Origin of the sequence: Dinoroseobacter sp. PD6, assembly GCF_028807315.1 — a bacterium.
GTDB classification, from domain to species: domain Bacteria; phylum Pseudomonadota; class Alphaproteobacteria; order Rhodobacterales; family Rhodobacteraceae; genus Dinoroseobacter; species Dinoroseobacter shibae.
In genome coordinates this window covers 41,973-68,266 of sequence record NZ_JARAMN010000011.1, presented here as the reverse complement: position 1 = coordinate 68,266, position 26,294 = coordinate 41,973, and the positions used below count along the sequence as shown (strand labels likewise).

Here is a 26,294-nt window from a genome sequence, read left to right as displayed (position 1 = left end):
GGGATTGTGCACGAGCCCGCGCGATCGAGACTATCCTCGACAGTCCCAAGGGGTCACACTACCTGCTTGTCAACGCACACGGAGACAGGGAGGTCTCGATGGTCAGCTTCACGCTCAATGGCGCGCCAACCACGGTCGATGTCGAACAGGACATGCCGCTGCTGTGGCTGCTGCGCGACGAACTCAACCTCACGGGGACGAAATTCGGCTGCGGGGTCGCGTCCTGCGGGGCCTGCACCGTGCATGTGGACGGGGTCGCCATGCGGTCCTGCCAGATGGCGGTGGGCGATCTCGAAGGCGCCTCCGTGACCACGATCGAAGGCGTCGACAGCAAGGCCGCCGCCGCGGTGCAGGCCGCCTGGATCGAAGCCCAGGTGCCCCAATGCGGCTACTGCCAGTCGGGCCAGATCATGTCCGCCGCCGCCCTGCTGGTCGAGACACCCAAACCCACGGACGCGGATATCGACCTCGCCATGGACGGCAATCTGTGCCGCTGCGCCACCTATGCCCGGATCCGCAAGGCGATCCACCGGGCCGCCGAAATCATGGAGGCCTGATATGCTGCATTACCTCGACGCCGCCCTCGCTGCGCCCAGGCCGTCGCGCCGCGCCTTCCTGAAACTCTCTGCCGGTGCGGTCGGCGGGCTGCTGCTTGGCGGAGCGTTGCCGCGCGCGGCCCAGGCCATGGGCGATGACGCCTTTGTGCAGCCTTTCGTGCATATCACGCCCGACAATGTCGTCACCGTGCTGGTCAAGCATCAGGACATGGGGCAGGGGGCCGCGACTGGCCTTGCCACCCTCGTGGCCGAGGAACTGGACGCCAGCCCGGACCAGATCGCCGTGGAATTTGCGCCCTCCAACCCGCAGGTCTATGCCAACTCCCTGTTCGGGGTGCAGGGCACCGGCGGGTCCACCGCCATGCGCAATTCCTTCACCCAGTACCGCGAGGCCGGGGCCTCGGCCCGCGCCATGCTTGTGGCCGCGGCGGCGCAAGCCTGGGGCGTCGCCCCAGAGGCCGTGACCGTTGCGGACGGCACGCTGTCGAGCGGCGCGAATTCCGCCAGCTTCGGCGACATGGCCAGTGCCGCCGCCGCACAGCCGGTGCCGGAGGCGGTGACGCTCAAGCCCGCCGACCAGTGGCGCCTGATCGGCAAGGACATGGCCCGGGTCGAAATTCCGGCCAAGACGCGCGGCTCGGTGGGCCTCTTTGGGATGGATGCCAAGCCCGAGGGCGCGCTGATCGCCGTCACCGCCCGGCCGCCGCGCTTCGGCGCCACCGTGGCTTCGGTCGATGCCGAGGCGGCGCGGGCCATGCCGGGCGTGCAGGCGGTCCTGACCATCCCGCAAGGGGTCGTGGTGGTGGCCGACAACACCTGGCGCGCCATGCAGGCCCGCGACGCGCTGGAGATCGAATGGGATATGTCGGGGGCCGAAACCCGAGGCACCGAAGAGATCACCGCCGAGTTCGAGGCGCTGCTGGACCAGCCCGGTCTCCCGGCCGTCGCCCGCGGCGATGCGGCGGGCAAGCTCGCGGGCGCCGCGCAGGTGGTCGAGGCCAGCTATCACTTCCCCTATCTCGCCCACGCGCCCATGGAGCCGCTCAACATGACCGTGCTCTTCGATGGTGAACGGGCGACGCTCTGGGGTGGCAGCCAGATCCAGACCATCGATCATAACGTGGCCGCCGGGGTGCTCGGCATCCCGTTCGAGAACGTGGCGATCAACACCATGTGGGGGGGCGGCTCCTTCGGGCGGCGCGCCACCGCGGACGGGCACCTGGTGGCCGAGGCCGCGACGATTGCGGCCGCCTGGCTGGGCGAGACGGGCAGGCCCGCGCCGATCAAGCTGGTCTATACTCGCGAGGACGACATCAAGGGCGGCTATTACCGGCCTCTGACGCTCCACAAGGTCCGCGCCGGTGTGGATGCCGAGGGCAATATCGCGGGATGGGAGCATCGCGTGGTCGGCCAGGGCATCATGATCGGCACGCCGTTCGAGGGGTTCCTCGTCAACGACGGGGTGGATCATTCCTCGGTCGAGGGGGCGGCGGATACCACCTACAGCCTGCCGGACATGGCGATGGACGTGCATCACCCGTCCGCCGGGGTGCCGGTGCTGTGGTGGCGGGCCGTGGGCCATACCCACACCGCCTATGTGATGGAGACGATGATGGACGCACTGGCCGAGGCCGCGGGCCGCGATCCGGTGGAATTCCGGCTCGCCCATCTCGGGGACGACCCGCGCCTGGCGGGTGTGCTGCGGCTGGCCGCCGAGAAGGGGGGCTGGGACAGCCCCGCGCCCGAAGGCATCCACCGCGGCGTCGCGGTCCACAAGAGCTTCGAGAGCTACGTGGCCGAGGTGGCTGAGGTGCGGATCCGCGAGGACGGCACCGTGAAAGTCGAGAAGGTGACCTGTGCGGTGGATTGCGGCGTAGCGATCAACCCCGACAACATCGTGGCGCAGATCGAGGGCGGGCTGGCCTACGGCCTCTCGGGGATCCTGCGCGAGGAGATCACCATGACCGACGGGGCGGTGGACCAGTCCAACTACCCCGATTACGCGGCGCTGCGGATCGCCGACATGCCCCGGGTCGAGGTCCATATCGTGCCTTCCACCGAAGGGCCCAGCGGTGTGGGCGAGCCGGGCACGCCGCCCATCGGCCCCGCCGTGGCCAACGCGGTCGCCCGCGCCACGGGCCAGCGGATCACGGTCCTGCCGTTTTCCAAACACGGGCTCGCCTGAGCCCCGCCCGGCGCAATCTCGCGCGCGGGGTCGCGCCGGGCCCAAGCGCCTTGAAAGGCGCTTAAGCCGCTTGCAAGCGGCTTGCCCCGCGGCGAAGTGGATTGATCTTCGGCCCGGCGCACGGCAGCGTGGCGGGCATGACAGCTTCCCCCTCCGCCCCCGCGGTCTGGCTTCACGGCGCCGGGCTTTCCTCGCAGACCTGGGACGGCAAGGCTCAGGGGCTCTGCCTCGACCTGCCGGGCCATAACGGCCTCCCGCGCGTCGCCACGCCCACCATCGCGGGCTATGCCGCGGCCCTTGCGCCCGCGCTTCCGGCCCGTTTCGCCCTGGTCGGTCATTCCCTGGGCGGCATGATTGCCCTGCACCTGGCCGCCACCATGCCCGACCGCGTCACCCGCCTCGTCTTCGCCGAGAGCGCCTACACCATGCAGGCCCGCTGGATCGACCGGAAGGGCGCCAAGTTCGCCAGCTGGCTCACCGCCAAGCTCGGCCCGCGCGGCACCGCCAAGCTCGCCGCCATGGGTGAGAAGGGCGCGGCCAAACAGGCCTACCTGACGGAGATGAGCGTGATGGACCCGGGCGGGCTCAACGACGCGATGCAGGCCGCCCATGGTTTCGACGGGCGCGACCTGGTCGACCGGGTGCGCTGTCCGACCCTGATCCTGACCGGGCGGGGCAACCCGCGCACCCATCCGCAATCCCTCGACCTCGCCCGCCGGCTCCCCCATGCCACCCACCGGATGCTGGAGGGCGGGCACATGCTGCACAAGGACGCGCCGGGCCCGTTCTATGATCTGATCCATGCCTTTCTCGCGCCGGAGCCCGCGCCATGACACGCCTGCCGCAAGCCGCCCCGCCCACAGCGCACCCCACACCGCCCAGGGCCCCGGTGCCCGAGGGGGCCTGCGACGCCCATGTCCACATGGTCGCCGACGACATGCCGCTCTGGGACGGGCGGGTGGAGGATCCGGCCCCCGGCACGCTCGCCCAATGGACCGCGCGGCTCGAAACCCACCTGGACGCGCTGGACATGGCCCGCGTCGTCATCGTCCATTCCATCCTCCATGGCGGCGACAACCGGGTGACGACCGCCGCCGTCGCCGCCCTCGGGGACCGCGCCCGGGGCATCGGGCTGGTGCGCGACGGGGCCTCCGATGCGGAACTAGCCGCCCTGGCGCAGGCGGGGGTGGTGGGCGTTCGGCTGAACTACGTCCATGGCGGCATCCTCAGCTGGGCAGGCGTGCGTGAAATGGCACCGCGCCTGGCCGCCCACGGCATGCATGTGCAGATGCTGATGAACGCCCACCGCCACATGGCCGAGCTGGCCGCGGATGTCCGCACCCTGCCGGTGCCCGTGGTCTTCGACCATATCGGCTGGCCCGACCTGGCCGCCGGTCCCGACGAGCCCGGCTTTGCCGCCCTGCGCGCGCTGGTGGCCGACGGGGCGGCCCATGTGAAGCTCTCGGCGCCCTACCGGCTCTGCGACGCGCCCTACGACCGGGCCGCCGAGGCGATCGCGGCGCTGGTCGCGGCCAATCCCGACCGCTGCCTCTGGGGTAGCGACTGGCCCCACCTGATGCTTGCCGAGGCCCAGCCGCCCGACGCGGGCGCCCTGCTCAACGCGTTCTTCGACGCGGTCCCGTCCGAGGACGCCCGCCGCCGCATCCTGGTGGACACACCGGCGGCGCTCTACGGGTTCTGAGGCCGCTTACCTGTCGGGGAAACTGCAGGTCCCGCCCCAGGCCGGATAGGCATAGCTCTCGTCCCCATCGGCCACCATGGCGCAATGGCGCAAGAGCCAGCTCTTGGCCTCCAGCCCGTCGCTGCGCGCCCCCAGCGCACCGGCGCTGAAGCCCAGGCTGAGATACCCCGCCACCAGGGCCGAGGCCGCCGAGGTGCCCCCGAAGCTGCAGAAGTAGGAGCCGAATTCGCGCAACCCCTGCTCCGGCTCGCGGGAGGCATAGGGGCTGTCGGAATAACCGTGGATGCCCGGCACATCGGTCGAGATCACGTCGTAATGGGAATACTTGTGGTTCTCGTTCGGCTCCGGCACGCCGATGGGGTCGTAATCGTGCCGCCGCGTGTCCAACCGGACCTGGGTGCGGTCGAACACCTCCGCATCGCCCGAGGGCCCCATCACGGTGATGTTCTGCGACGCCGAGAACCCCGCCAGATACCCCTTGGCGTTCATCGCCCCCACCGAGATGATCCCGTTATGGTCCGAGGCGAGGTTCGCGGGATAGATCCCGTTCTCCTCCCCCGCGTTGCCCGCTGCACAGACCACCGGCCGCTTGAGCGAGACATTGACGATCAGCTCCGCCAACTCCGCCCAGAGCCGCGCCTCTTCGGGCGTGGTGGCCGCCGGGGCCGTGGCCTCGGCCAGGGACACGCCGCCGATCTCGCGGCCCGCGATCTCCGGCACCGTGCGCGCGGGGTCGGGGATGTTGCGCGGCAACAGCACCACATCCGCGTCGATCAGGTCCGCATAGAGGAATGCCACGATCAGGACCTCCGGGTCCGGATCGAAATTGGTCGAAATCGGCACGATCTCGCAATGGGGATCGACCCCGACATAGGGCAGCGGGATCTCCGCATCGCCCTCGTCGTCCACGGGCCGCACCGCCTTCACCCGGGCCGGGCGCGCGCCCACTAGCCCGGCGATGGCCGTGCCGTGGTTGGAAAATTCCTCGCCCACGCAGGGCTGCAACCGCTCCGGCCAGGCCCGGCTGCCATGGGAGGTGCGGTCGATCAGCCGCGTCAGGATCTCGGTGATCCCGGGCAGGCCCTCGGCCACATGGGTGTCGGTGCACAGGCCCAGATCGCCCAGCTTGGCGTCCGGCGCGCGGTAGGCAAAACAGCCCAGCGGCGCGGTGAAAAGATCGAGCGCCAGGTCCTTGTTGATCGCCGGGGCGAGGTTGGGATGTTTGACCGCGACCGAGGTGTCGATGATCGCCACCCGGGTGCGGCGCTTGTCCTTGCGCCCGTAGGCCCAGCCGTTCGGCTTGTGATCGGGGGTGCGCACGCCCATGGACACCAGGTGCCACAGCGCGTCGTAATCGGGGTAGTCTTCGCGTCCTGTTGTCATCTCGCCGCCCCTCACATCCATTCCGATGCCGCCGCGAGCATCTGCTTTTTCAACACCTTTTCCAGCACCGGCGTCACCATCCGCGCCAACTGGTAGCCGCATTCGGTGTCGGAGGCGTAATGCACCCCGGCCCATTCGCGGTTCTCCGCGATCCGGCGGGCCGAGCGGAACAGCTCCGAGCTCGCCGGATGCTCCGGCAACATGCGCGAGAACACGAAGGCCAGCGCGAAGGACTGGAACGAATGGTTCGACGGCTGGCTCTCATGGCCCGGATAGGGGATGAACGGGCGCAGCCGCGGCTCCACCTGGTTCGGCCGGGGCGTGTTGAACCGCCGCTTGTAGCGCAGCCCGATCTCGTCGGTCAGCGCCAGCACCACCTTGAACAGCCCCACCGTGGCATCGAGCCCGCCGACGCCCTCGCCCTCCAGGGGGCGCAGATAGCCCGACAGCTCGAAGGACGCCTCGCGCAGGATCTCCTCGCGCCGCTGGGCGCCCTCGGGCCGGTGCAGCAGAACCTGCTTTTCCAGCAGGTCGATCGCCTCGGCGCGCAGCTGCTCGGGGCTCGGGGGCAGGGGGACCGGCAGGTCGATCCACTCGTCGAGACACTTGTAGAGCGCCTCCCGCTCCTGCCAGGGCTCCTGCATGCCCGCATTGGCCGCCCCGTCGTCATGGCCGCGATTGCGGTTCCGGTTCCTGTTGCGATTGCGGTTCCGGTTGCGATTTCGGTTCCGGTTGCGGTTCAGGGCCACCAGCACCCCGCCCGAGGCCACACCGCCCCCGCCCGCCGCGCCCACCGGCCCATCGCCCTGGGCGTCGTCCATCCCCGACAGCTTCAGCCCCACGGCGGTCACTTCGAACTTGTGGCTTTGAAGAATATCGTCGTCCTCCGGCCGGTCTTCCATGGGTCATCCCCTCACGATGTCAGTCTTTTTATGATGCTCAGAACGTTGGTCTCGTCCTGTTTCTGGGCAAAGCGGAAGCGCTCCTTCTGCACCTCCGGGTCGCCGAAATCCGGGTCCACGGCGGTCAGCCGCGTGAACATCTCCTGGGCCTCCGCCTCGCGCCCGAGCTTTGCGTAGTTCAGCAACAGATACCGCATCGCGGCGGCAAAGCGCGGCTGTTTGCGCAAGGCCCGCTGCCCGGCCATGATCGCGCGGCGGTGATCGCCGGCCATGGTCGCGGCCATCGCCAGCGTGGTGTCGTAGCTGTAGCTGATCGGGCTGAACGCGCCGAGCGCCGCGCCGCGCTCGGCGGCGCGGTAGGCCGCCTCGAACTCCCCGGAATAAAGCTTGTGCAGCGCGTAGTGATCCCACACGAAAGGTTGCGACGCGTTCAGGTTCAGCGCCTGCTCCAGCAGCCCGCCGGCCATGTCATGCTCGTGAAACACATAGCCCATCACATGGGCGATACAGGCCAGCGAGATCGAGTTGAACGGGTTCTGCCCCAGGGCGGCCTCGGCGTTGGCGCGCGCATCCTCCAGCTCGCCGCGGTTCAAAACCCCCATGTTCTCGCCCAGCTTGAAGGTCGTCAGATAGGCGCGCAGGGCCGGGTAGATCGGGCTGTCCTCTTCGCTCTCGGCCCCGCGCAGCAGCATGGATTCCGAGTTGCTCAGCGCGTTCTCGTCCAGCTTGAACATCAGGTTCAGCGCCGAATACCCGACCTTCGGCGGCCAGTCCTCGCGGTTGTCCAGCATCCGCAACCGGTCCTCGAACATCGACTTGGCCATCCGGTCGACATTCTGCGCGATGAACCCCTCCAGCAGCATGGAATTCTGCACGATCTCGTCCGCGGAAGTCTGGATCGACTGGGACCATTCCAGCGCCATCCGGCTGGACCGATAAAGGAAAAACGTCAGGGTCAGGCTGTCGCGCACCTGCAAGGTCCGCACGCGGGTGTAATACTCGGTCTCGAATGCATTGGTGAACCGGTCCGAATGGACGCCCGGATCGCGGAAATCGAACACCGCCACCGGCTCGAACTCCCGCAGGTTCCGCGCCACCCCTTCCAGCACGTAATCGGCCAGGTGCTGTGTCGCCCCGTCGCAGCCTTGCTGGATGTTGGGCAGAAACCCGATGGAGCAGGTCTGCGGCGCCTGCGTCTCGCTCAGATCCTCGGTGCTGCGCGCAGGCACCAGCAGCCCGCGGGTCTGCGCCGGGGTCGGCCGGGCCGCCGGGGCGGGGCGCGGATGCGCCTCCAGCAGGTCGATCGCCTTGTCGTACCAGATCTGCCGCTCCATCTGGAGCCAATCCTCGAACTCCTCGTCGACCACGTCGATCCCTTCGAGCAGTTCGGTGTCCTCGGTGATCTCCAGCTCGTGCAGCTGCGCGGGATCCGCCATCACCGTGGCATGGTCGATCCAGACCCGGTCGAGCCGCAGCCCGATCGACATCCGGTTGATGTCGAGGATCTCATCGGCCAGCGCGCCCAGGTCCTTGCGCAATTCGAACACCGTCTGCCGCAGGGAGGATGCAGATTTCTGTTCGTCACTCGTACTCCACAGCTTGTCGCGCAACCAGACCCGGGTACGCTGCCCCCGCGGAGCCAGCGCCAGAAGCGCCAGCAGACCCTGGGCCTTCTTGCCCCGCGGCGTCAGATTTCGGTCCCCGGCAGAAAAGAGACCCAGCGGGCCAAGCACATAAAGCTTGACCAGCTGGGTCGTGCCCTGCTCGGGACCAGTACTCATTACGGACCCCTGCTCGGGCTTGAACAGAGCGGAGGGCTGGGTTTGGGGATGCACCGACCGCTCTGCTTCCACCGGGAAGGGTGCACCTGGACAGGATTTGGACGCATCGAAGTCGAGCTCCAGAGTTTGGTTCTTCAAACGTGTCGGGCGGGAACAGTGCCCTTGATTGAAATGATAAGCTACTGAAAAATTGCTTGTGTTCAAAGGTTTGAAGCCTTCTTTCGAGTACGCTACCGCATCCTGTCCAGATGCCCTCTGACCTTGCGTCATCTACCGTTAGGAAACTGTTAGTGATTCCTAACACCCTGTCGCGTGGCGTGATCCTGAAATGGGGCCGGCGCCGTTAACCTTTGTTTCCAAGGCCTTGCGGCAGGGGGCGGCAGGCCCCCGAGGGCCCGACAGGCCCGCCGCTCCGGGACCGGACCCGCACCTTCCCGGCTCGGAGCGCCGTGCCCGAAGCCGCCTGAACGAGAACCTCGGCGCCCGTGGGCGCACCCAGCCCGCGATCCGTCGAAATGCCGGCCCAGAGGCGCGGTTGACGTTGGGGCGGGGGCAATTCGCCCTTGCGTTCCTGTGCCGGGCGGTCATTCTTTTCTGCGGTGCCTGCCAAGCCGGTCCGCAACAGACGGTCCCAGGCAGCGCGGTGGGGGCGGCCTCGCGCCCCTCCGCCGAAACTCAACTGGGAGATACATCACCATGCAAAAAACCACCCTCCTGCTGGCCACATCGGCGCTCGTTCTGACGCCGATCCTCGCCAGCGCCGAAACCCTGCGCTGGGCGCGGGCGGGCGACAGCCTGACCCTCGATCCCCATGCCCAGAACGAAGGGCCCACCCATACGCTCGCCCACCAGATCTACGAGCCGCTGATCATCCGCGATCATTTCGGCCAGTTCCAGGGGGCACTGGCCACCGAATGGGCCCCCAAGCCCGATGATCCCAGTGTCTGGGTCTTCAAGCTGCGCGAGGGCGTGACCTTCCATGACGGCTCGGCCTTCACCGCCGAGGACGTGGTGTTCTCCTTCGAGCGGGCGAAATCCGAAACCTCCGCCATGAAAGAGCTGCTGACCTCGATCTCCGAGGTGCGCGCGGTCGACGACATGACGGTGGAGTTCGTGACCGAAGGACCGAACCCGATCCTGCCCAACAACTTCACCAACCTGTTCATCATGGACAAGGGCTGGACCGAGGCCAATGGCGTCACCCGGGTGCAGGACATCGCCAATGGCGAGACCACCTTCGCCGCGACCAACGCCATGGGCACCGGCCCCTACGTGCTCACCAGCCGCGAGCCGGATGTGCGCACCGTGCTGACGATCAACCCAGACTACTGGGGCGCGGATGACTTCCCGCTGCAGGTCACCGAGATCATCTATACCCCGATCCAGAACGCCGCGACACGGGTGGCGGCCCTTCTGTCGGGCGAGGTGGACTTCATCCAGGACGTGCCCGTGCAGGATCTCGAACGCGTGGCCGGGACCGACGGGCTGGAGGTGCAGACCGCCGCCCAGAACCGGGTGATCTTCCTCGGCATGAACTCCGGGGCCGACGATCTCGACAGCGACAATGTCGAAGGCGCCAACCCGCTGGCCGATGCGCGCGTGCGCAAGGCAATGAACATGGCGATCAACCGCGACGCCATCAAACAGGTGGTGATGCGTGGCCAGTCCGCGCCCGCCGGCATGATCGCGCCGCCCTTCGTCAACGGCTGGACCGCCGAGATGGACGGGGCCGCCATGACCGATATCGACGCCGCCAAGGCGCTGATGGAGGAAGCAGGCTATGGCGACGGCTTCTCGATCCAGCTCGACTGCCCCAATGACCGCTACATCAACGACGAGGCGATCTGCCAGGCGGTCGTGGGGATGCTCGGCCAGATCGGCGTGACCGTGAACCTCGACGCCAAGCCCAAGGCACAGCACTTCCCGCTGATCCAGAACGGCGAGACCAACTTCTACATGCTGGGCTGGGGTGTTCCGACCTATGACAGCGAGTATGTCTTCAACTTCCTGGTGCACACCCGCGAGGGTGACCGGGGCTCCTGGAACAACACCGGCTTCTCGAACGCCGAGGTGGACGCCAAGATCGTCAGCCTGGCCTCCGAGACCGATCTGGCGGTCCGCAACCAGACCATCGCCGAGATCTGGCAGGTGGTGCAGGACGAACAACTCTATCTGCCGATCCACCACCAGGTGCTGAACTGGGGCAACACCTCCGCCGTCGGCTACCCCAACGTCTCGCCGGAGGACGACCCGAAGTTCAAGTTCTTCGAGATGAACTGAACTATTCGATCCGTTCGGGGAAAAGGGCGGTGCTCCGGCGCCGCCCTTTGCAGTTTCCGATCGACGCGCAGTGCGTCAAGTTTACCAAACCGCAAATTGCACAAGGACGAATCGTGCCTGTACGTGCTAGAAATCATTAAAGAAGTGTTAACGAGGAAGGCATAGTAGATATGCACAAACAGTTTGCGGCTATTTTTTGTCTCTTCGCATCTGCACAAATCGCTCAGGCGGCACCGGTTGATTTCCAGACCTATACGTTCGAGGCGATTGGGACCTATGAGTATTCGTATCAGGCCGATTACGATTATCTGAGCAAATTGTATTACGAGGATGTACCCGTCGGATCGAAGGATGTCTTCAGGTCGGAACTGGGGACGGTTATCTTCACGGTCAGGGGCGCTGATCGGAATGCAAACGGCAAGATCGATGCACGCGCTCGGGAGTTGGATTATTACAACGTCAGCTTTCGGTTTATTGACGGATCCACAACCTCCGTGGCTTTTGGACGCGTTGACGAGAGCAATTACAGCGTGAGTGGATCTTTCGACTTGGCGACCCGACAGATGAACTTCCGTCATCAGTTTCTCAACGTTGCAGGAGATTTGATTTATCAGTACGGCTATGTTGAGGGCACAAGGGCCAGTGAAACTTTAGAGTTCCTCGACGGCAATTATCGAACGTCTGCTATAGCCTCGAACGCGCTGCGTCAGGTTTCTGGCCCCCAAATTCCTGCGCCCTCGGCAGTGCCACTTCCCGCATCCGGTTTGATGCTGCTTTCCGGCTTTGGTCTCTTCGCCTTGCTGCGCCGTCGGAAAAACCAGCCCGGCGCCTGACCGCCTTCACACCCCCGTGAGCCAGCCGCTTTGCCGGTGACCCTGCCGCATTTCGGCGGCATGCTGCGCCGGTTGCTGCACTCACGACGAAGGACACACCATGATACGACTGCTGAGCCCGGCGGCCCTCGGGCTGCTGGTCGCCCTGCCTGCGGCGGCCAACGAATTCCGCTGGGCCTCCACCACCGACCCGCAGACCATGGACCCCCACGCGGTCAACTCCGCCCCGGTCCTGGGGTTTCTCAACAACGTCTACGAAGGCCTCGTCCGCCGCGGCAAGGACATGACCATCGAACCCGCGCTCGCCACCTCCTGGCAGCCGATCGGCGACGGCGCGGGCTGGCGCTTCACCCTGCGCGAGGGCGTGACCTTCCACGACGGCTCCGCCTTCACCGCCGAAGACGTCCTCTTCTCCTATGAACGCGCCTCCTCCGAGGCCTCCGACACAAGCAGCTGGTTCGCCCCCGTCTCCGAGCTGCGCGTGATCGACGACTACACGGTCGAGATCCTGACCACCGCCCCCAACCCGATCTTCCCCGACAGCATCGCCAACTGGATGATCATGGACAGCGGCTGGGCTGCGGCCAACGACGCCACCCGCCCCGACAAGGAGGCCGGCAACCACGCCACGCTCAACACCAACGGCACCGGCGCCTTCCGCGTCACCGCGCGGGAGCCGGGCCTGCGCACCGTGCTGGAGCCCTTCGACGGCTGGTGGGACACGCCCGAGCACAACATCACCCGAGCCGAGTTCACCCCGATCCAGAACCCGGCCACCGCCGTGGCGGCCCTGCTGTCGGGCGATATCGACATGATCAACCCGGTGCCCATCCAGGACGCCGCCCGGCTTGCGGGCCAGGACGGGGTGCAGGTGATCCAGGGCATCGAGGCGCGGGTCATCATGCTGGGCTTCCCGCACGCGGCCGAGGCGCTGAAATACTCGGCCTCCGACGAGCCGGGCAACCCCTTCGCCGACCCCCGCGTCCGCCGGGCCGTGGCCCAGGCCGTCAACGTCCCCGCCATCCTGCAGACGATCATGCGCGGCAATGCCGAACCGGCCAGCCAGCTGGTCTCCCCGGCCATGCGCGGCTTCTCCGCGGGCCTCGCCGACCGACCCGCCTACGACCCGGACGCCGCCCGCGCCCTGCTGGCCGAGGCGGGCTACCCGGACGGCTTCTCCTTCGGGCTGAAATGCCCCAATGACCGGTACCTGAATGACGAGGCCGTGTGCCAGGCGGTCACCGCCATGCTCGCCCAGGTCGGCCTCGACGCCCAACTCGAAGCCATGCCCGTGCGCGGCTACTGGGACCGGCTGCGGGCGGAGGATTTCGACATGTACCTGCTGGGCTGGTCGCCGGGGACGTTCGACGCCGAACACCCGATCCGCTTCCTTGCCGCCACCCCCAACCCGGAGGCACGGTTGGGCTCTTGGAACTTCGGCGGCTACTCGAACGCCCGCGTCGACGAACTGCTCCCGATGATCCAGTCCGAGATCGACGATGCCAAGCGCCAGGCCATGCTCGACGAGGTCACCGGCATCCTGCAAGCCGAGACCGCCTACGTCCCCCTCTACGTCCAGCCGCTGGTCTGGGGCGCGCGCGACACGGTCAGCCTGACCCAGCGCCCGGACAACTTCTTCATCCTGCGCTGGGTGACCGTCAACTAAAGGCCCCGGCGGCGCGCCTACCCGGGGGCGCCGCCACGCCACGCCCGATCCGGCCCGTGCCCGGTCGTCCCGCACAATTTGCCTAAATCCCTCTGTAAATTCCCGACAGGGTAAATCCCGGCTTCACGCTTCTCCCGATACAGTCCCTACCATCTGCGCGACGCGGCCAGCATCGGCCGTGCGCCTGATGCATGGGAGGCGAAAGTGGCAAGAATTGCACTCTGGACATTCGACGAGAAGCCCGGCTCGGATCTCGCAGAGGACAAGGTGACCGATGACGGCACCGCGCAACACGGCAAATTCCAGGAGGGGGCCACCACGACCGGGTCGGGCTCCGGGGTCTTCGATGGCAAGAATGACTATGTCGAAATCCCGACCGACAAGGGGTTCGATCTCGACACCGGGTCGGTCGCCATCACCTTCACTCAGAACACCGCCTCGATCGGGGATGATCCCTGGGGCGACACCGCGGCCCAAACGCTGTTTTCCCGCGACTCCACGGGGTTCGACGAGGGCGGACACCTGACGATCTTCGTCAAATCCGACGGCAGCGTCGGTGTCCGCCATCAGGATACGGAAAGCTCCCATGTCTTCGAGGGCGGCGACGTCCCGTTGGGAAAGCCGGTCACGGTGATCTACGCGTGGGGGCCCTCCGGCAGTCGGCTCTACGTCGACGGCGTCCTTGTCGATGGCGGCAACCAAGCTCTGACCATGGGCGGCAATTCCGAGCCGATCACCATCGGCGCCTCGCAGGCCCAGAGCGGGGATGGCACGGCCGACAACCTCAAAGGGCATTTCGATGGGGAGATCGCGAAGGTCGCGATCTACAATGAACCCATCAAACCGGGCGGGGCACCCTGTTTCACCCATGGTACCCTGATCCTCACCCCCGACGGGGAGATCCCGATCGAGGCCTTGCGCGTTGGCGATCTGGTCTGCACCCGGGATCACGGACCGCAACCCATCCGCTGGATCGGGTCGCGCGCCGTGGTGCTGCGCGACGAGCCCCGAGGCGACGACCGGCTACGCCCGGTCCGGATCGTCGCAGGCGCGCTCGGAAACGGCTTGCCGAGGCGAGACCTCCTGGTCTCGCGGCAGCACCGGATGCTTATCTCGTCGCGGATCGCCGCCCGCATGTTCGGCACGCCGAGCGTTCTGGGGGCTGCCGTCAAGCTGAGTGGCTTGCCCGGCATCTTCATCGACCACGGCGTGCGCACCGTGACCTATGTCCACCTGATGTTCGACCAGCACGAGATCATCTTTGCCGAAGGCGCCCCGACAGAGAGCCTCTATCTCGGGCCCGAGACGCTCAAGATGGTCCCGGCCGAGGCCCGGCAGGAGATCCTGGAACTCTTTCCCGCACTTGCCCGGGGCTTGGGCAGTCCGCGCCCGGCGCGGCCCATACCGGACGGCAGGACGCTGAAAACCCTCGTTGCTCGCCACGCGAGGAACAAAAAACCGCTCCTGGAGGTCGCCCTGGCGGCGGATATGCCCGCGCCCTCAGGGCGCGCCCCGCACTCCGGGCCCATCGCGGCATGTGCTTTTGTGGAAAGCGGCGCGTCCTGCGGCCCCGCGGCGCGCCTCACACCGCCAGAACCCCTGCGTATTTCGACCCCGTGATGGGCCGCCCGTCATTGCACAGCACGAAGCCCGAGATCACCCGCGTGAGGCCCCAGACCACGAGGAACAGCCAAATCAGCAAGCCGATGCCGACCACCATGGTCGCCAGCGCCACCAGGGCGATCCCGAACCCGATCCAGAAGGTGCGGATCTGGAAGGTCAGATGGCTGTCGGCCACCGGGTCGCTGTCCCCGCTGCCCCGGGTGATATAGGCATAGATCAGTCCCGCGAGGCTCGTCAGGCCCACGAAATACCCCACCGCGTAGAGGCCGTAGATGATCTTCACCGGCAGCATCGGGTCCTTGGGGGTCGGGGCAGGCGGGGGCGGGGTCACGTTCTGGTCTGTCATCAGGCTGTCCTTGTCGTTTCGCAGGCGGTCAACGCGGGGCGCTGCGGCGGGTTCCTGTACCGGGCCGCGCCCCACGCGATCATTCGAACTTCACGCTCAGGCTCGGGTTGCCCGGCAGGCCGAGATACTCGACCGTCGCCATCCCCTTGGCCTTGGCGGGTGGGATCAGCGGGCCGATGGAGCCCACCGAGATCATGTCGCCCTCCTGGAAGGTGATGCCCGTGCTGCGCAGCCAGACCACGGATCGCAGCGGGTTGCCGAGCACCGCCGCCCCGGGCGCCTCGGACAGCACCGTGCCCTCCGCATCGGTCACGCGCACTTGCATCTCGGCCAGCAGGTCGATCATCGCGCCGCTGTCCTCGAACGGGATCGCCGGGCCCAGCACACCCGCCCGCGCGCCCACACCGCCCGCGGTGATCGACGCGCCGTTGAGCGGCTCGTCGGGACCGTACATCAGGTCCGGCAGCTCGATGAAGGCGTGGATCGAGGCGATGGCATCCATCACGTCCGCGCCGGTCTCGGCGTCGTTGATCGCGGCACTGCCCACCACGAACACCAGATCCGCCTCGAAGAGCGGCCGCGCGCCATGGGGCTGGGGCACCGTCGCGCCATCCTCCAGGAACATGTCGCGGTACAGCACCCCCGCCACCGGCTCGCTCACCCCGAAGGCCGCCATCGCCGCGTCGCTGGTCAGCCCCGCCTTGTAGCCCACCACCGGGCCCAGATGCGGCTCGAGGGCCGCGACCACCTTGGCCTGCGTGCAGCGCGCCTCCTCCAGCGTCGCCTCCGGGCTCAGCGCCTTGGTGGGCGTCTTGGCCAGGTAATCCTCCACGAAGGCCGCAACCTCCGCGTCCGTGGCGCACCCCGCCTGCGCCACCCCCGGCAGCATCAGCCCCGCCACCGCCGCCCATATCCATCCGCGCATCATGAAAATCCTCCCCTGACTGCCTTCGCGCACAGCTTGCCCCCGCACACGGCAGCAGGCAACGAATTTCGCCAGCGCACCTCACGCCACGGCCCCCTTGACCGCACCGGACAGGCGCGGGATAACAGACCCCACACCGGGGAGGGCACATGCTCGCATTCATCATTCGCCGCGTGGTGCAGTCGATCATCGTTCTGCTCGTGGTCGGGCTGGTCGCGTTTTCCATGTTCCGCTTCGTGGGTGACCCGATCGACGGGCTGCTCGGCCAGGAACGCACCATCGAGGATATCGAACGGCTGCGCGCCCAGCTCGGCCTCGACGACCCGTTCCTCGTGCAATACTGGGACTTCCTCAGCCGCGCCTTCCAGGGCGACCTGGGCATCTCCTACCGCCAATCGCGCCCCGTGGCCGAGATCCTGCTCGAACGGGCCCCGGCGACGCTGGAACTGGCGCTGGTCTCGGGCGTGCTCGCGATCTTCTTCGGCATCGTGCTGGGGATCTTCACCGCCATCCGCCGCGACGGGTTCGCCGCGAGTGCCATCATGTCGATCTCGCTCATCGGGGTGTCGCTACCCACCTTCCTGATCGGCATCCTGCTGATCTATGTCTTCGCGGTGGAGCTGAACTGGCTGCCCAGCTTCGGCCGCGGCGAGGTCGTGGACCTCGGTGGGTGGAGCACCGGGTTCCTCACCGCCTCCGGGCTCAAGGCGCTGATATTGCCCGCGATTACCCTCGGGCTCTACCAGATGACCCTGATCATGCGGCTCGTGCGCTCCGAGATGCTCGAAGTGCTGAGGCAGGACTACATCCGCTTCGCCCGCGCGCGGGGCCTGACCGAAAAGGCCGTCAACTTCCGCCACGCCCTGAAGAACACGCTGGTCCCGGTGATCACCGTCACCGGCCTGCAGCTCGGCTCGATCATCGCCTTCGCCATCATCACCGAGACCGTGTTCCAATGGCCCGGCGTGGGGCTTCTCTTCATCAACGCGATCCAGTTCGTCGACATCCCCGTCATGGCCGCCTACCTGATGCTGATCTCGGTGATGTTCGTGGGCATCAACCTGGTGGTGGACCTGCTCTATTTCGCCATCGACCCCCGCCTGCGCGTCGATCGCAGCGCGGCAGGAGGGCACTGACATGACCGACACGACCCCCGACCTTCCCCCCGACACGCCCGTCGCGGTCAAGGAACCCTCGCGCCTCTCGGTCGCCTGGCAGTCGGACTTCGCCTGGAAATTCCGCCGCTCCCCCGTGGCGCTGGTCTCCTTCTCGGTGGTGGTGCTGCTGGTGCTGGCGGCGCTCTTCGCGCCGCTCATCGCGCCTTACGACCCGTTCAACCCGGCGTCCCTTAACCTGATGAACGGGTTTTCCGCGCCGATGACCCCCAACGCGTTCACCGGCGACACCTTCTGGCTCGGCACGGACGACCAGGGCCGGGACGTGTTCTCGACCATCCTCTACGGGATGCGGATCTCGCTCTTCGTGGGCTTCGCGGCGGTGCTCTTCGCCATGACCCTCGGCGTGACCCTGGGCCTGATCGCGGGCTATGTGGGCGGCTGGGTGGAGACGATCATCATGCGCGTGGCCGATGTGCAGCTGACCTTCCCGGCGATCCTGGTGGCCATGCTGATCTTCGGCATCGCCAAGGGGATCACCCCGGTCGAATACCGCGACCAGATGGCGATCTGGGTGCTGATCCTCGCCATTGGTCTCTCGGACTGGGTGCAGTTCGCCCGCGTGGTGCGCGGCGCGACCCTGGTCGAGAAGAACAAGGAATACGTGCAGGCCGCCCGGCTGATCGGGCGCGGCTCCGGCGCGATCATGCTGCGCCATATCCTGCCCAACGTGCTGTCGCCGGTGCTGGTGATCGCCACGATCTCCTTGGCGCTCGCGATCATCGCCGAGGCGACGCTCAGCTTCCTCGGCGTCGGCGCCCCGCCCACGCAGCCCAGCTTGGGCACCCTGATCCGCATCGGACAGGGGTTCCTCTTCTCGGGCGAGTGGTGGATCCTGTTCTTCCCGGCGGTCACCCTGCTGGTGCTCGCGCTCAGCGTGAACCTGCTGGGCGACTGGCTCCGCGACGCCCTGAACCCGAGGCTGCGATGACCGCTTATTCCACCGGCGAGAAGCGCGCCAGCCGGTCGAGCTGCGGCGCCATGGTGCACCACACGTCCTCGGCGGTGAGCACCCAGTGCACGTCGCCCGCCTCGGCGGCGACGATGACGCGGCCGGGGTCGGTGGTGACCATGTCGAGGCCGATAACATTCAGGAACAGCGCGAGAGCTTGGGCAGACAGACACATGGGAAACACTCCTTTGGTGCGTTTGCGAAACCGCGCCCGTCCTCCAACCCGGCGGCTGTCCGGCACTATGCCACGCCCGCGCCCCTGTTGCGCCCGGCGCGATGCTGCGGCGCGGCATTTGCCGCAGGGCGCAACGCCCGCACCCGCCACCTTGCCCAATCTTTCACCGCTTTGCCCGTGTACCGGGCAATCCGAACGCTTTCAGACCCGAGGGGCCCGATGACCCAACCCGTCCTGTCGATCCGCAACCTGACCGTGGACATCCCCACGCGCTACGCGGTGCTGCGGCCCGTGGACAAGGTGTCCTACGACATCGCGCCCGGCGAGATCCTGGGCGTGGTGGGCGAGAGCGGCGCGGGCAAGTCCATGGCCGGGAACGCGGTGATCGGGCTGCTGACCCCGCCGGCCCATATCTCCTCCGGCGAGGTCTGGCTCAACGGCAAGCGGATCGACAGGCTCACCCCCGAGCAGATGCGCCGGGTGCGCGGCAAGGATATCGGCATGGTCTTCCAGGACCCGCTGACCTCGCTCAATCCGCTCCTGCGGATCGGCGACCAGCTGACCGAGACCATGCTCGCGCATCTTCCGATCTCCCGGGCGAAGGCCGAGGAGAGGGCGGTCGCCGCCCTCGAGGAGGTCGGCATCCCCGCCGCCCGGCAGCGGGTGAACAGCTACCCGCACGAGTTTTCCGGCGGGATGCGCCAGCGGGTCGTGATCGCGCTCGCGCTCTGTGCCGAGCCGTCCCTCGTGATCGCGGACGAGCCGACCACCGCCCTCGACGTCTCGGTGCAGGCCCAGATCATCGCGCTGCTGAAACGGCTCTGCCGCGAACGCGGGACCGCCGTGATGCTAATCACCCATGACATGGGCGTGATCGCCGAGGCCGCCGACCGCGTCGCCGTGATGTATGCGGGCCGCCTGGCCGAGCTTGGCCCGGTGCGCGCGGTGCTCACCGCGCCGCGTCATCCCTATACCTTCGGGCTGATGGGCTCCACGCCGCTCGCCTCCAAGGGGCTCAAGCGGCTGCACCAGATCCCCGGCTCCATGCCGCGCCTCGGGCACCTGCCGCCGGGCTGCGCCTTCAGCCCGCGCTGCCCCCGGGCGCAGGACAAGTGCCGCGTGGACCCGGGCCCGGTGATCGACGCCGACGGGGCCGCGGCCTGCTGGTTCCCGATGGACGGGACCGAGGGCATCGGCGGTGACGCAACACCACCGCACGGTGGTGCCCGACACTTGCCCGACACAAATCCGACAGGGGTCCGACCCGGGGCCGACGCCGGTTTTACGGGGGGCGGGGCATGAGCATCCTGGTCTCCGTCAAGGGCCTGAGCCGCCGCTTCGACGTCTCCAAACCCTGGCTCAACCGTGTGCTCGAACGGCTGCCCAAGGCGATCCTGACCGCCGTGTCGGATGTCAGTTTCGATGTCGAGGAACGCACCGTCTACGCCCTGGTGGGCGAGAGCGGATCGGGCAAGTCCACCATCGGCAAGATGGTGGTCGGACTGCTGCAACCCTCTGAAGGATCAGTGAAAATCGGCGGCACCGATCTCGCGCGGGAGACCGACCCGGCCAAGCTCGACCTGGTGCGCGCGGACATCCAGATGATCTTCCAGGACCCGTTCGCCAGCCTCAATCCCCGCTGGCGCGTCCGCGACATCATCAACGAGCCGGTCTCGGCCCTGGGCGGCGATGTGAAGGGGCTGGCGGAACGCCTGCTCGAACAGGTCGGTCTGGCCGCCGAAGACGCCGGCAAGTTCCCCCACGAATTCTCCGGCGGCCAACGCCAACGCATCTGCATCGCGCGGGCGCTGGCGTCGGAGCCGAAGCTGATTGTCTGTGATGAGCCGACCTCGGCGCTGGACGTGTCGGTGCAGGCGCAGGTGCTGAACCTGATGTCCGATCTCAAGGATCAGTTCGGGCTGACTTATCTCTTTATTTCCCATGACTTGACCGTGGTGCAGCATGTGGCCGACCGGATCGGGGTGCTCTATCTCGGCCGGCTGGTGGAAGAGGCGGATCCCGACACCCTGTTCGAAAATCCGCGCCATCCCTACACGCAGATGCTGTTGGCGGCGGCGCCGAAAATGGACGGGTTCGGGCGCGAGGTGGAGCCGCCCAAGGGCGAGATCCCGGACCCGATCAACCCGCCCACGGGCTGCGCCTTCCACCCTCGCTGCCCAATTGCCGTGGCCCGCTGCAGCGCCGAGCGGCCGGAGTTGCGCCCCTTGGGCGGCGCGCGGGTCGCCTGTCACCTGGCCGAGGCGTAGCGCCTATTCGGCGGCGATCTGCGGCATCTCCCCGCCGATCTGGGCGGTGACGTCCCGCGCGGCGGTCTGCACCGCCGCCCCGAGGGCGGGCAGGGCCCCGGGGGCGAAGCGCGCCGAAGGGCCGGAAACCGAGATCCCGGCGATCGGCTCCCGGAAGCTGTCATAGATCACCGCCGCCACGCAGCACATGCCCTCGTAGCGTTCCTCGTTATCGAAGGACCAGCCCCGCTTGCGGGTGATCCGCAGGTCGCTCAGCAACGCCTCCGGTTCGGTCAGGGTCTTGGGCGAGAATTGCTGCAACCCCGTGCGCCGAAACAGGTTTTCCACCGCACCCTGCGGCATCGCCGCCAGCAGCGCCTTGCCGATTCCCGACGCATGCATCGGCCCGCTGGAGCCCGGCCGGTGGAAGGCCCGGATCGGGTTGTGGGTCTCCACCTGGCCGATGAAAACCACGTGGTCATTGTCGAGAATGCCGAGATTGGCGGTCTCGCCGGTCTGCTCCATCAAGGTGCGCATGGAGGCGCGGCCCACTTCCAGAAGGTTGGTCCGCTGCATGAAACTGGTGCCGACCCGGAACGCCTCCAACCCCACGCGCCAGGTCTGGCTGGCCTCGTCCATGTCGACATAGCCGTGCTTTTCCAGGGTCGCGAGCACCCGGTGCGCGGTGGAGGCGGGCATCCCGAGGCGCATGGACACATCCGACAGCGTCCCGCCCCCGTCCCGGGCCAGGGCACTCAGGACCGACAATCCGCGGTCCAGGGCTTGGATCGTGCTGGATTGCCCATCGGAAAAGGCATTCTTGGGGCGCCCGCGGCTTCGGCGCGGCGAAGGGGTCTGGTCTTTCATGCGGCCTCCGATGACTGTCCTTTAGAGTATTGGTTTTTGGGAAATATTTTCAATCTAAAACTTCATAAGGGATTTGGAAATCAAAAAATTGTTTTTAAACAAAGGTATAGACGCATTTTTCCGGTCTTGAAAAACTTTTCCGAAAAAATTGAAAAATGATTCCGAAACGGGTAGGAAGAGGCCTCAGGAGGACTGCACCATGTTCGATCAGAACCCGATTTTCATCCCCGGCCCGACCAACGTTCCCGACCGCCTGCGGCGCGTGATGGACATGCAGACGCGGGACCATCGCTCCCCGGCGTTCGGCGCGATGCTGCCCGAACTGTTCGACGGCGTGCGCAAGGTCTTCAACACCAAGGACGCCGCGATCATCACCTTCCCGGCCAGCGGCACGGGCGGCTGGGAAGCCGCCGTCAGCAACACCCTGTCGCCCGGCGACACGGTTCTGATCGCCCGCTACGGCATGTTCAGCCACCGCTGGATCGACCTGTGCCAGCGCCATGGCCTGAATGTCGAGATCATCGAATGCGCCTGGGGCAGCGGCGCGCCCGCCGACCTGTTCGCCGAGCGGCTGAAGGCCGACAAGGGCCACGAGATCAAGGCCGTCCTCGTCACCCATAACGAAACCGCGACCGGCGTGCGGTCCGACATCGGGGCGGTGCGGCGCGGCATGGACAGTGCCGATCACCCGGCGATGCTGATGGTGGATTGCGTGTCCTCGCTGGCCTCGATGCCCTTCGATTTCGACGGCTGGGGCGTGGATGTCGCGATCACCGGCTCTCAGAAGGGATTCATGCTGTTCACCGGGATGTGCATCGTCGCCGTCAGCCAGAAGGCGCTGGAGCATCGCAAGACCGCGAAACTGCCGCGCACCTTCTTCAGCTTCGACGACATGCTGGCGGCCAATGGCGCGGGCGGCTATCCCTACACCCCGCCGATCCAGTTGATGTTCGGGCTGCAGGAAAGCCTCAAGATGCTGTTCGAAGAGGGGCTGGAGAATGTCTATGCCCGCCACTTCCGGCTGGCCGAGGGCGTGCGCCGCGCGGTCGATGCCTGGGGCCTGCGCCTGTGTGCCGAGAGCGCGGATCTTTACTCCGACACGGTCAGCGCCATCTATGTGCCCAAGGGGTTCGACAGCAACGCGCTTACCCAGCATGCCTATGATGCCTATGACATCTCCTTCGGCGTGGGCCTGGGGGAGATGAACGGGCGGGCCTTCCGCATCGGGCATCTGGGCGCGCTGACGGATGTGACCATGCTGTCGGGTCTTGCGACCATCGAGATGGCCATGGCCGATCTCGACTACCCGATCGAGCTGGGCTCCGGCGTGGCCGCGGCGCAGCAATTCTACCGGACAACGGCGGGCGCAAGCCTCGCCAAAGCAGCGTGAGGATCCGATGAAAGACACGATCGACCCGGCGGTGATCCCGACCTATGACGACGTGGTCGCCGCCCATGAGCGGATCAAACCCCATATCCATCGCACGCCCGTCCTGACCTCGTCCTATTTCAACGACCTGGTCGGCGCGGAGCTGTTCTTCAAATGCGAGAACTTCCAGAAGGCGGGCGCCTTCAAGGTGCGCGGGGCCTGCAACGCGGTGTTCGGCCTGAGCGATGCGTTGGCCGAGCTCGGTGTGGCGACGCATTCCTCGGGCAACCATGCGCTCTCGCTCAGCTATGCCGCCGGGCGCCGGGGCATTCCGTGCAACGTGGTCATGCCGCGCACCGCACCGGAGGCCAAGAAGGCGGCCGTCCGGGGCTATGGCGGGATCATCACCGAATGCGAGCCCTCGACAACCTCCCGCGAGGCGGTCTTTGCCGAGGTGCAGGAGCGCACCGGCGCGGAATTCGTCCATCCCTATAACGACCCGCGGGTCGTGGCGGGGCAGGGCACCTGTTCGCGCGAGTTCATGGAGCAGACCGACGGGCTGGACATGATGATCGCCCCCATCGGCGGTGGCGGCATGATCTCGGGTTGCTGCCTGACCCTGTCGAACATCGCACCCGAGGTGGAGATCATCGCCGCCGAGCCGGAGCAGGCCGACGACGCCTATCGCAGCTTCAAGGCCGGGCACATCATCGCCGACGACGCGCCGGTCACCATTGCCGACGGGTTGAAGGTGCCTCTCAAGGACCTCACATGGCATTTCGTGTCCAACCATGTGAGCGATATCCTGACCGCCAGCGAGCAGGAGATCATCGACGCGATGAAGCTCACCTGGCAGCGCATGAAGATCGTGATGGAGCCGAGCTGTGCTGTGCCGCTGGCCACCATTCTGAAGAACAAAGATAAGTTCGCCGGCAAGCGCGTCGGTGTGATTGTGACGGGCGGCAATGTCGATCTCGACAAATTGCCGTGGATCACGGGCTAAGGGGAGCCGAGACAATGAACGCAGAAACCAAATTCGCAGAGCTCGAAGTGGGCTACAACATCCCGGCGGCCATCGGGATGGACGAGGCGGACATCCAGACGCCGTGCCTTGTGGTGGATCTCGACGCGCTGGAGCGCAACGTGGTCAAGATGGGCAACTTCGCCAAGGAAATGGGGGTGCGGCACCGGGTGCATGGCAAGATGCACAAGTCCGTGGACGTGGCCAAGCTGCAGATGGAGCTGGGAGGCGCGTGCGGTGTGTGCTGCCAGAAGGTGTCGGAGGCCGAGGCCTTCGCCCGTGGGGGGATCAAGGACGTGCTGGTGTCGAACCAGGTGCGTGACCCGGCCAAGATCGACCGTCTGGCGCGGATCCCCCGGCTCGGTGCACGCGCGATCTGCTGCGTGGACGATATCGAGAACGTGGCCGACCTGTCGGCGGCGGCCACCAAGCACGGCACCCAGATCGAGTGCCTGGTCGAGATCGACTGCGGTGCGGGACGCTGCGGCGTGACCACCACCCCCGCCGTGGTCGAGATCGCCAAGGCCATCGACGCGGCCCCGGGCCTGAAATTCTCGGGCCTGCAGGCCTATCAGGGCGCGATGCAGCACCTCGACAGCTATGACGAGCGCAAGGCCAAGATCGACATCGCGGTCGCCATGGTGAAGGATGCGGTCGATGCGCTGAAGGCCGAGGGGCTGGAGTGCGACATCGTCGGCGGCGGCGGCACGGGGTCGTACTATTTCGAAGGCAACTCGGGCGTTTACAACGAGCTTCAGTGCGGCTCCTACGCGTTCATGGATGCCGATTACGGCCGGATCCTGGACAAGAACGGCAACCGGATCGACCAGGGCGAGTGGGAGAACGCGCTGTTCATCCTGACCTCGGTCATGTCTCATGCCAAGGCCGACAAGGCGATCTGCGATGCGGGCCTGAAGGCGCAATCGGTGGATAGCGGCCTGCCGTTCATCTACGGGCGCGACGACGTGAAATACGTCAAATGTTCGGACGAGCATGGCGTGATCGCGGACCCGGATGGCAAGCTGAAGGTCAATGACAAGCTCAAGCTGGTCCCCGGTCATTGCGACCCGACCTGCAACGTCCATGACTGGTATGTGGGCGTGCGTAACGGCAAGGTCGAAGCGCTCTGGCCCGTGACCGCGCGCGGCCTCGCCTACTGATCCAAAGACCGGCAGGGGGGCGCGACAGCCCCCCTCATTGTTTCGAAAATACTCCCGCCGGAGGCGTCCGACGTCTCCAGCGGCACGACCATTCGAGGGGGGCACCATGCTGCAAAAACCGGACACCGACGGGCTTGTCATCGTCACCGAGGAAATCTGCCAAAAGGTCATCGACCGGGATCTGGCCTTCGCCGCCGTGCGCGACGTGTTCGGCGCCATGGCGCGGGGCGATGCCTACAACTTCCCGGTGATCCGCGAGGCGATCGGGCACGAGGATGCGCTTTACGGGTTCAAGTCCGGGTTTGACAAGGCGGGCATGGTGCTGGGCGTGAAGGCCGGGGGCTATTGGCCCAACAACATGGCCAAGGGGATCATCAACCACCAGTCCACGGTGTTCCTGTTCGACCCCGATACCGGCAAGCTCAAGGCGCTGGTGGGGGGCAACTACCTCACGGCGATCCGCACCGCGGCCTCCTCGGCAGTGTCCATCGACCAGCTGGCGCGCAAGGATGCCAAGGTTCTGGGCATGGTCGGGGCGGGGCACCAGTCCACCTTCCAGCTGCGCGCGGCCGTCGAGCAGCGCGATTTCGAGAAGGTCGTCTGCTGGAACCCCCATCCCGACATGATCCCCAACCTCGGCAAGGTGGCGACCGAGATCGGCATCCCCTTCGAGGCGGTCTCGCGCGAAGAGCTGGGCGCGCAGTCGGATGTCATCATCACGATCACCTCCGCTTTCGAGCCGCTCATCGAGGCGGGCTATATCAAGCCGGGCACGCATCTGGCCTGCATGGGCACCGACACCAAGGGCAAGCAGGAGGTCGCGGCGGAGCTGGTGGCCAAGGCCACGCTCTTTACCGACGAGGTGGCGCAATCCACCACCATCGGCGAGACCCAGCATGCCATCGCCTCCGGCGCGATCACGCAGGACGATGTCACGCCCATCGGCAAGGTGATCAACGGCGACCACCCGGGCCGGACCTCCGATGACGAGATCACCTTGTTCGACGGGACCGGCGTCGGGTTGCAGGACCTGGCGGTCGCTGCCGTGGCCGCCGAGCAGGCGGTCGCGACGGGGGCGGCCACGCGCGTCTCGCTCTGATCGCGCCCCGCATGTGACCATGCCCGAGGCCCGCCGGTAAGGCGGGC

Annotated in this window: 23 protein-coding genes; 16 read left to right on the top strand and 7 right to left on the bottom strand. The window is 66.7% G+C overall.

What is annotated here, in order from left to right:
- The first annotated feature begins 98 nt into the window (after nucleotides 1–98).
- The 4 genes from PVW48_RS16835 (at nucleotide 99) to PVW48_RS16820 (ending at nucleotide 4,444) form a co-directional block, all read left to right on the top strand.
- Nucleotides 99–557, top strand: a complete 459-nt coding sequence (locus PVW48_RS16835; protein ID WP_274582166.1) for a (2Fe-2S)-binding protein — start codon at nucleotides 99–101, stop codon at nucleotides 555–557.
- Between the two features lies 1 nt (nucleotide 558).
- Nucleotides 559–2,742, top strand: coding sequence for a xanthine dehydrogenase family protein molybdopterin-binding subunit (locus PVW48_RS16830; RefSeq protein WP_274582165.1), 2,184 nt, complete (start codon nucleotides 559–561; stop codon nucleotides 2,740–2,742).
- Nucleotides 2,743–2,879: 137 nt separating this feature from the next.
- Nucleotides 2,880–3,575, top strand: a complete 696-nt coding sequence (locus PVW48_RS16825) for an alpha/beta fold hydrolase (RefSeq protein ID WP_274582164.1) — start codon at nucleotides 2,880–2,882, stop codon at nucleotides 3,573–3,575.
- Nucleotides 3,572–4,444: an amidohydrolase family protein gene (locus PVW48_RS16820; RefSeq protein ID WP_274582163.1), complete on the top strand. Its 873-nt coding sequence runs from the start codon at nucleotides 3,572–3,574 to the stop codon at nucleotides 4,442–4,444. Before PVW48_RS16825 ends, PVW48_RS16820 begins: the two co-directional genes overlap by 4 nt.
- A 6-nt stretch (nucleotides 4,445–4,450) precedes the next feature.
- Here PVW48_RS16820 and PVW48_RS16815 read toward each other — a convergent pair whose 3' ends face one another.
- The 3 genes from PVW48_RS16815 to PVW48_RS16805 are packed head-to-tail and all read right to left on the bottom strand — an operon-like array spanning nucleotide 4,451 to nucleotide 8,648.
- Entirely contained in the window at nucleotides 4,451–5,827 is a 1,377-nt protein-coding gene (locus tag PVW48_RS16815) for a S8/S53 family peptidase (protein ID WP_274582162.1), read from the bottom strand.
- Nucleotides 5,828–5,838: 11 nt separating this feature from the next.
- Complete coding sequence (locus PVW48_RS16810; RefSeq protein WP_274582161.1) at nucleotides 5,839–6,729, bottom strand: phosphatase PAP2 family protein; 891 nt, start codon at nucleotides 6,727–6,729, stop codon at nucleotides 5,839–5,841.
- An 11-nt stretch (nucleotides 6,730–6,740) separates the two neighbouring features.
- The gene (locus PVW48_RS16805; RefSeq protein WP_274582160.1) at nucleotides 6,741–8,648 is read right to left on the bottom strand and encodes a transcriptional regulator; all 1,908 of its coding nucleotides are present in this window, start codon (nucleotides 8,646–8,648) and stop codon (nucleotides 6,741–6,743) included.
- A gap of 558 nt (nucleotides 8,649–9,206) precedes the next feature.
- On the opposite strand from PVW48_RS16805, the gene PVW48_RS16800 reads away from it, so the two are divergent.
- From PVW48_RS16800 to PVW48_RS16785, 4 genes are all read left to right on the top strand, one after another.
- Entirely contained in the window at nucleotides 9,207–10,790 is a 1,584-nt protein-coding gene (locus tag PVW48_RS16800) for an ABC transporter substrate-binding protein (protein ID WP_012177550.1), read from the top strand.
- Between the two features lie 170 nt (nucleotides 10,791–10,960).
- Nucleotides 10,961–11,623, top strand: a complete 663-nt coding sequence (locus PVW48_RS16795) for a VPLPA-CTERM sorting domain-containing protein (RefSeq protein WP_274582159.1) — start codon at nucleotides 10,961–10,963, stop codon at nucleotides 11,621–11,623.
- A gap of 100 nt (nucleotides 11,624–11,723) precedes the next feature.
- Nucleotides 11,724–13,289 carry an ABC transporter substrate-binding protein gene (locus PVW48_RS16790; protein WP_274582158.1) on the top strand — a complete coding sequence of 522 codons (1,566 nt, stop codon included), beginning with the start codon at nucleotides 11,724–11,726 and terminating at the stop codon, nucleotides 13,287–13,289.
- A 204-nt stretch (nucleotides 13,290–13,493) separates the two neighbouring features.
- Nucleotides 13,494–14,909 carry a Hint domain-containing protein gene (locus tag PVW48_RS16785; RefSeq protein WP_274582157.1) on the top strand — a complete coding sequence of 472 codons (1,416 nt, stop codon included), beginning with the start codon at nucleotides 13,494–13,496 and terminating at the stop codon, nucleotides 14,907–14,909.
- On the opposite strand, the gene PVW48_RS16780 is transcribed toward PVW48_RS16785, so the two are convergent.
- Entirely contained in the window at nucleotides 14,872–15,258 is a 387-nt protein-coding gene (locus tag PVW48_RS16780) for a DUF4870 family protein (protein ID WP_274582156.1), read from the bottom strand. The genes PVW48_RS16785 and PVW48_RS16780 overlap by 38 nt on opposite strands.
- A gap of 79 nt (nucleotides 15,259–15,337) precedes the next feature.
- Nucleotides 15,338–16,186 carry a 2-keto-4-pentenoate hydratase gene (locus PVW48_RS16775; RefSeq protein WP_274582155.1) on the bottom strand — a complete coding sequence of 283 codons (849 nt, stop codon included), beginning with the start codon at nucleotides 16,184–16,186 and terminating at the stop codon, nucleotides 15,338–15,340.
- Nucleotides 16,187–16,332: 146 nt separating this feature from the next.
- On the opposite strand from PVW48_RS16775, the gene PVW48_RS16770 reads away from it, so the two are divergent.
- Entirely contained in the window at nucleotides 16,333–17,319 is a 987-nt protein-coding gene (locus tag PVW48_RS16770) for an ABC transporter permease (RefSeq protein ID WP_274582154.1), read from the top strand.
- Between the two features lies 1 nt (nucleotide 17,320).
- Nucleotides 17,321–18,289 (top strand): ABC transporter permease, encoded by a 969-nt coding sequence (locus PVW48_RS16765; RefSeq protein ID WP_274582153.1) that lies wholly within the window; start codon nucleotides 17,321–17,323, stop codon nucleotides 18,287–18,289.
- A gap of 4 nt (nucleotides 18,290–18,293) precedes the next feature.
- On the opposite strand, the gene PVW48_RS16760 is transcribed toward PVW48_RS16765, so the two are convergent.
- Entirely contained in the window at nucleotides 18,294–18,485 is a 192-nt protein-coding gene (locus PVW48_RS16760) for a hypothetical protein (protein WP_274582152.1), read from the bottom strand.
- Between the two features lie 219 nt (nucleotides 18,486–18,704).
- Between PVW48_RS16760 and PVW48_RS16755 the strand changes: the two genes are divergently transcribed.
- Both PVW48_RS16755 and PVW48_RS16750 read left to right on the top strand, forming a co-directional pair.
- A complete protein-coding gene (locus PVW48_RS16755; RefSeq protein ID WP_274582151.1) occupies nucleotides 18,705–19,787 on the top strand; it encodes an ABC transporter ATP-binding protein in 1,083 nt (360 codons plus the stop codon).
- Nucleotides 19,784–20,752: an ABC transporter ATP-binding protein gene (locus PVW48_RS16750; RefSeq protein WP_274582150.1), complete on the top strand. Its 969-nt coding sequence runs from the start codon at nucleotides 19,784–19,786 to the stop codon at nucleotides 20,750–20,752. The genes PVW48_RS16755 and PVW48_RS16750 overlap by 4 nt, the downstream gene beginning before the upstream one ends.
- Before the next feature lie 3 nt (nucleotides 20,753–20,755).
- On the opposite strand, the gene bhcR is transcribed toward PVW48_RS16750, so the two are convergent.
- Nucleotides 20,756–21,598, bottom strand: a complete 843-nt coding sequence (bhcR, locus tag PVW48_RS16745) for an HTH-type transcriptional regulator BhcR (protein WP_274582149.1) — start codon at nucleotides 21,596–21,598, stop codon at nucleotides 20,756–20,758.
- Nucleotides 21,599–21,797: 199 nt separating this feature from the next.
- Between bhcR and bhcA the strand changes: the two genes are divergently transcribed.
- The 4 genes from bhcA to bhcD all read left to right on the top strand — a co-directional run bounded on the left by bhcA (nucleotide 21,798) and on the right by bhcD (nucleotide 26,247).
- A complete protein-coding gene (bhcA, locus tag PVW48_RS16740) occupies nucleotides 21,798–22,988 on the top strand; it encodes an L-aspartate--glyoxylate aminotransferase BhcA (protein ID WP_012177563.1) in 1,191 nt (396 codons plus the stop codon).
- Nucleotides 22,989–22,995: 7 nt separating this feature from the next.
- The gene (gene bhcB, locus PVW48_RS16735; RefSeq protein WP_274582148.1) at nucleotides 22,996–23,970 is read left to right on the top strand and encodes a beta-hydroxyaspartate dehydratase BhcB; all 975 of its coding nucleotides are present in this window, start codon (nucleotides 22,996–22,998) and stop codon (nucleotides 23,968–23,970) included.
- Between the two features lie 14 nt (nucleotides 23,971–23,984).
- Nucleotides 23,985–25,148, top strand: coding sequence for a 3-hydroxy-D-aspartate aldolase BhcC (gene bhcC / locus PVW48_RS16730; protein ID WP_012177565.1), 1,164 nt, complete (start codon nucleotides 23,985–23,987; stop codon nucleotides 25,146–25,148).
- A gap of 106 nt (nucleotides 25,149–25,254) precedes the next feature.
- The gene (bhcD, locus tag PVW48_RS16725) at nucleotides 25,255–26,247 is read left to right on the top strand and encodes an iminosuccinate reductase BhcD (protein WP_274582147.1); all 993 of its coding nucleotides are present in this window, start codon (nucleotides 25,255–25,257) and stop codon (nucleotides 26,245–26,247) included.
- The last annotated feature ends 47 nt before the right edge of the window (nucleotides 26,248–26,294 follow it).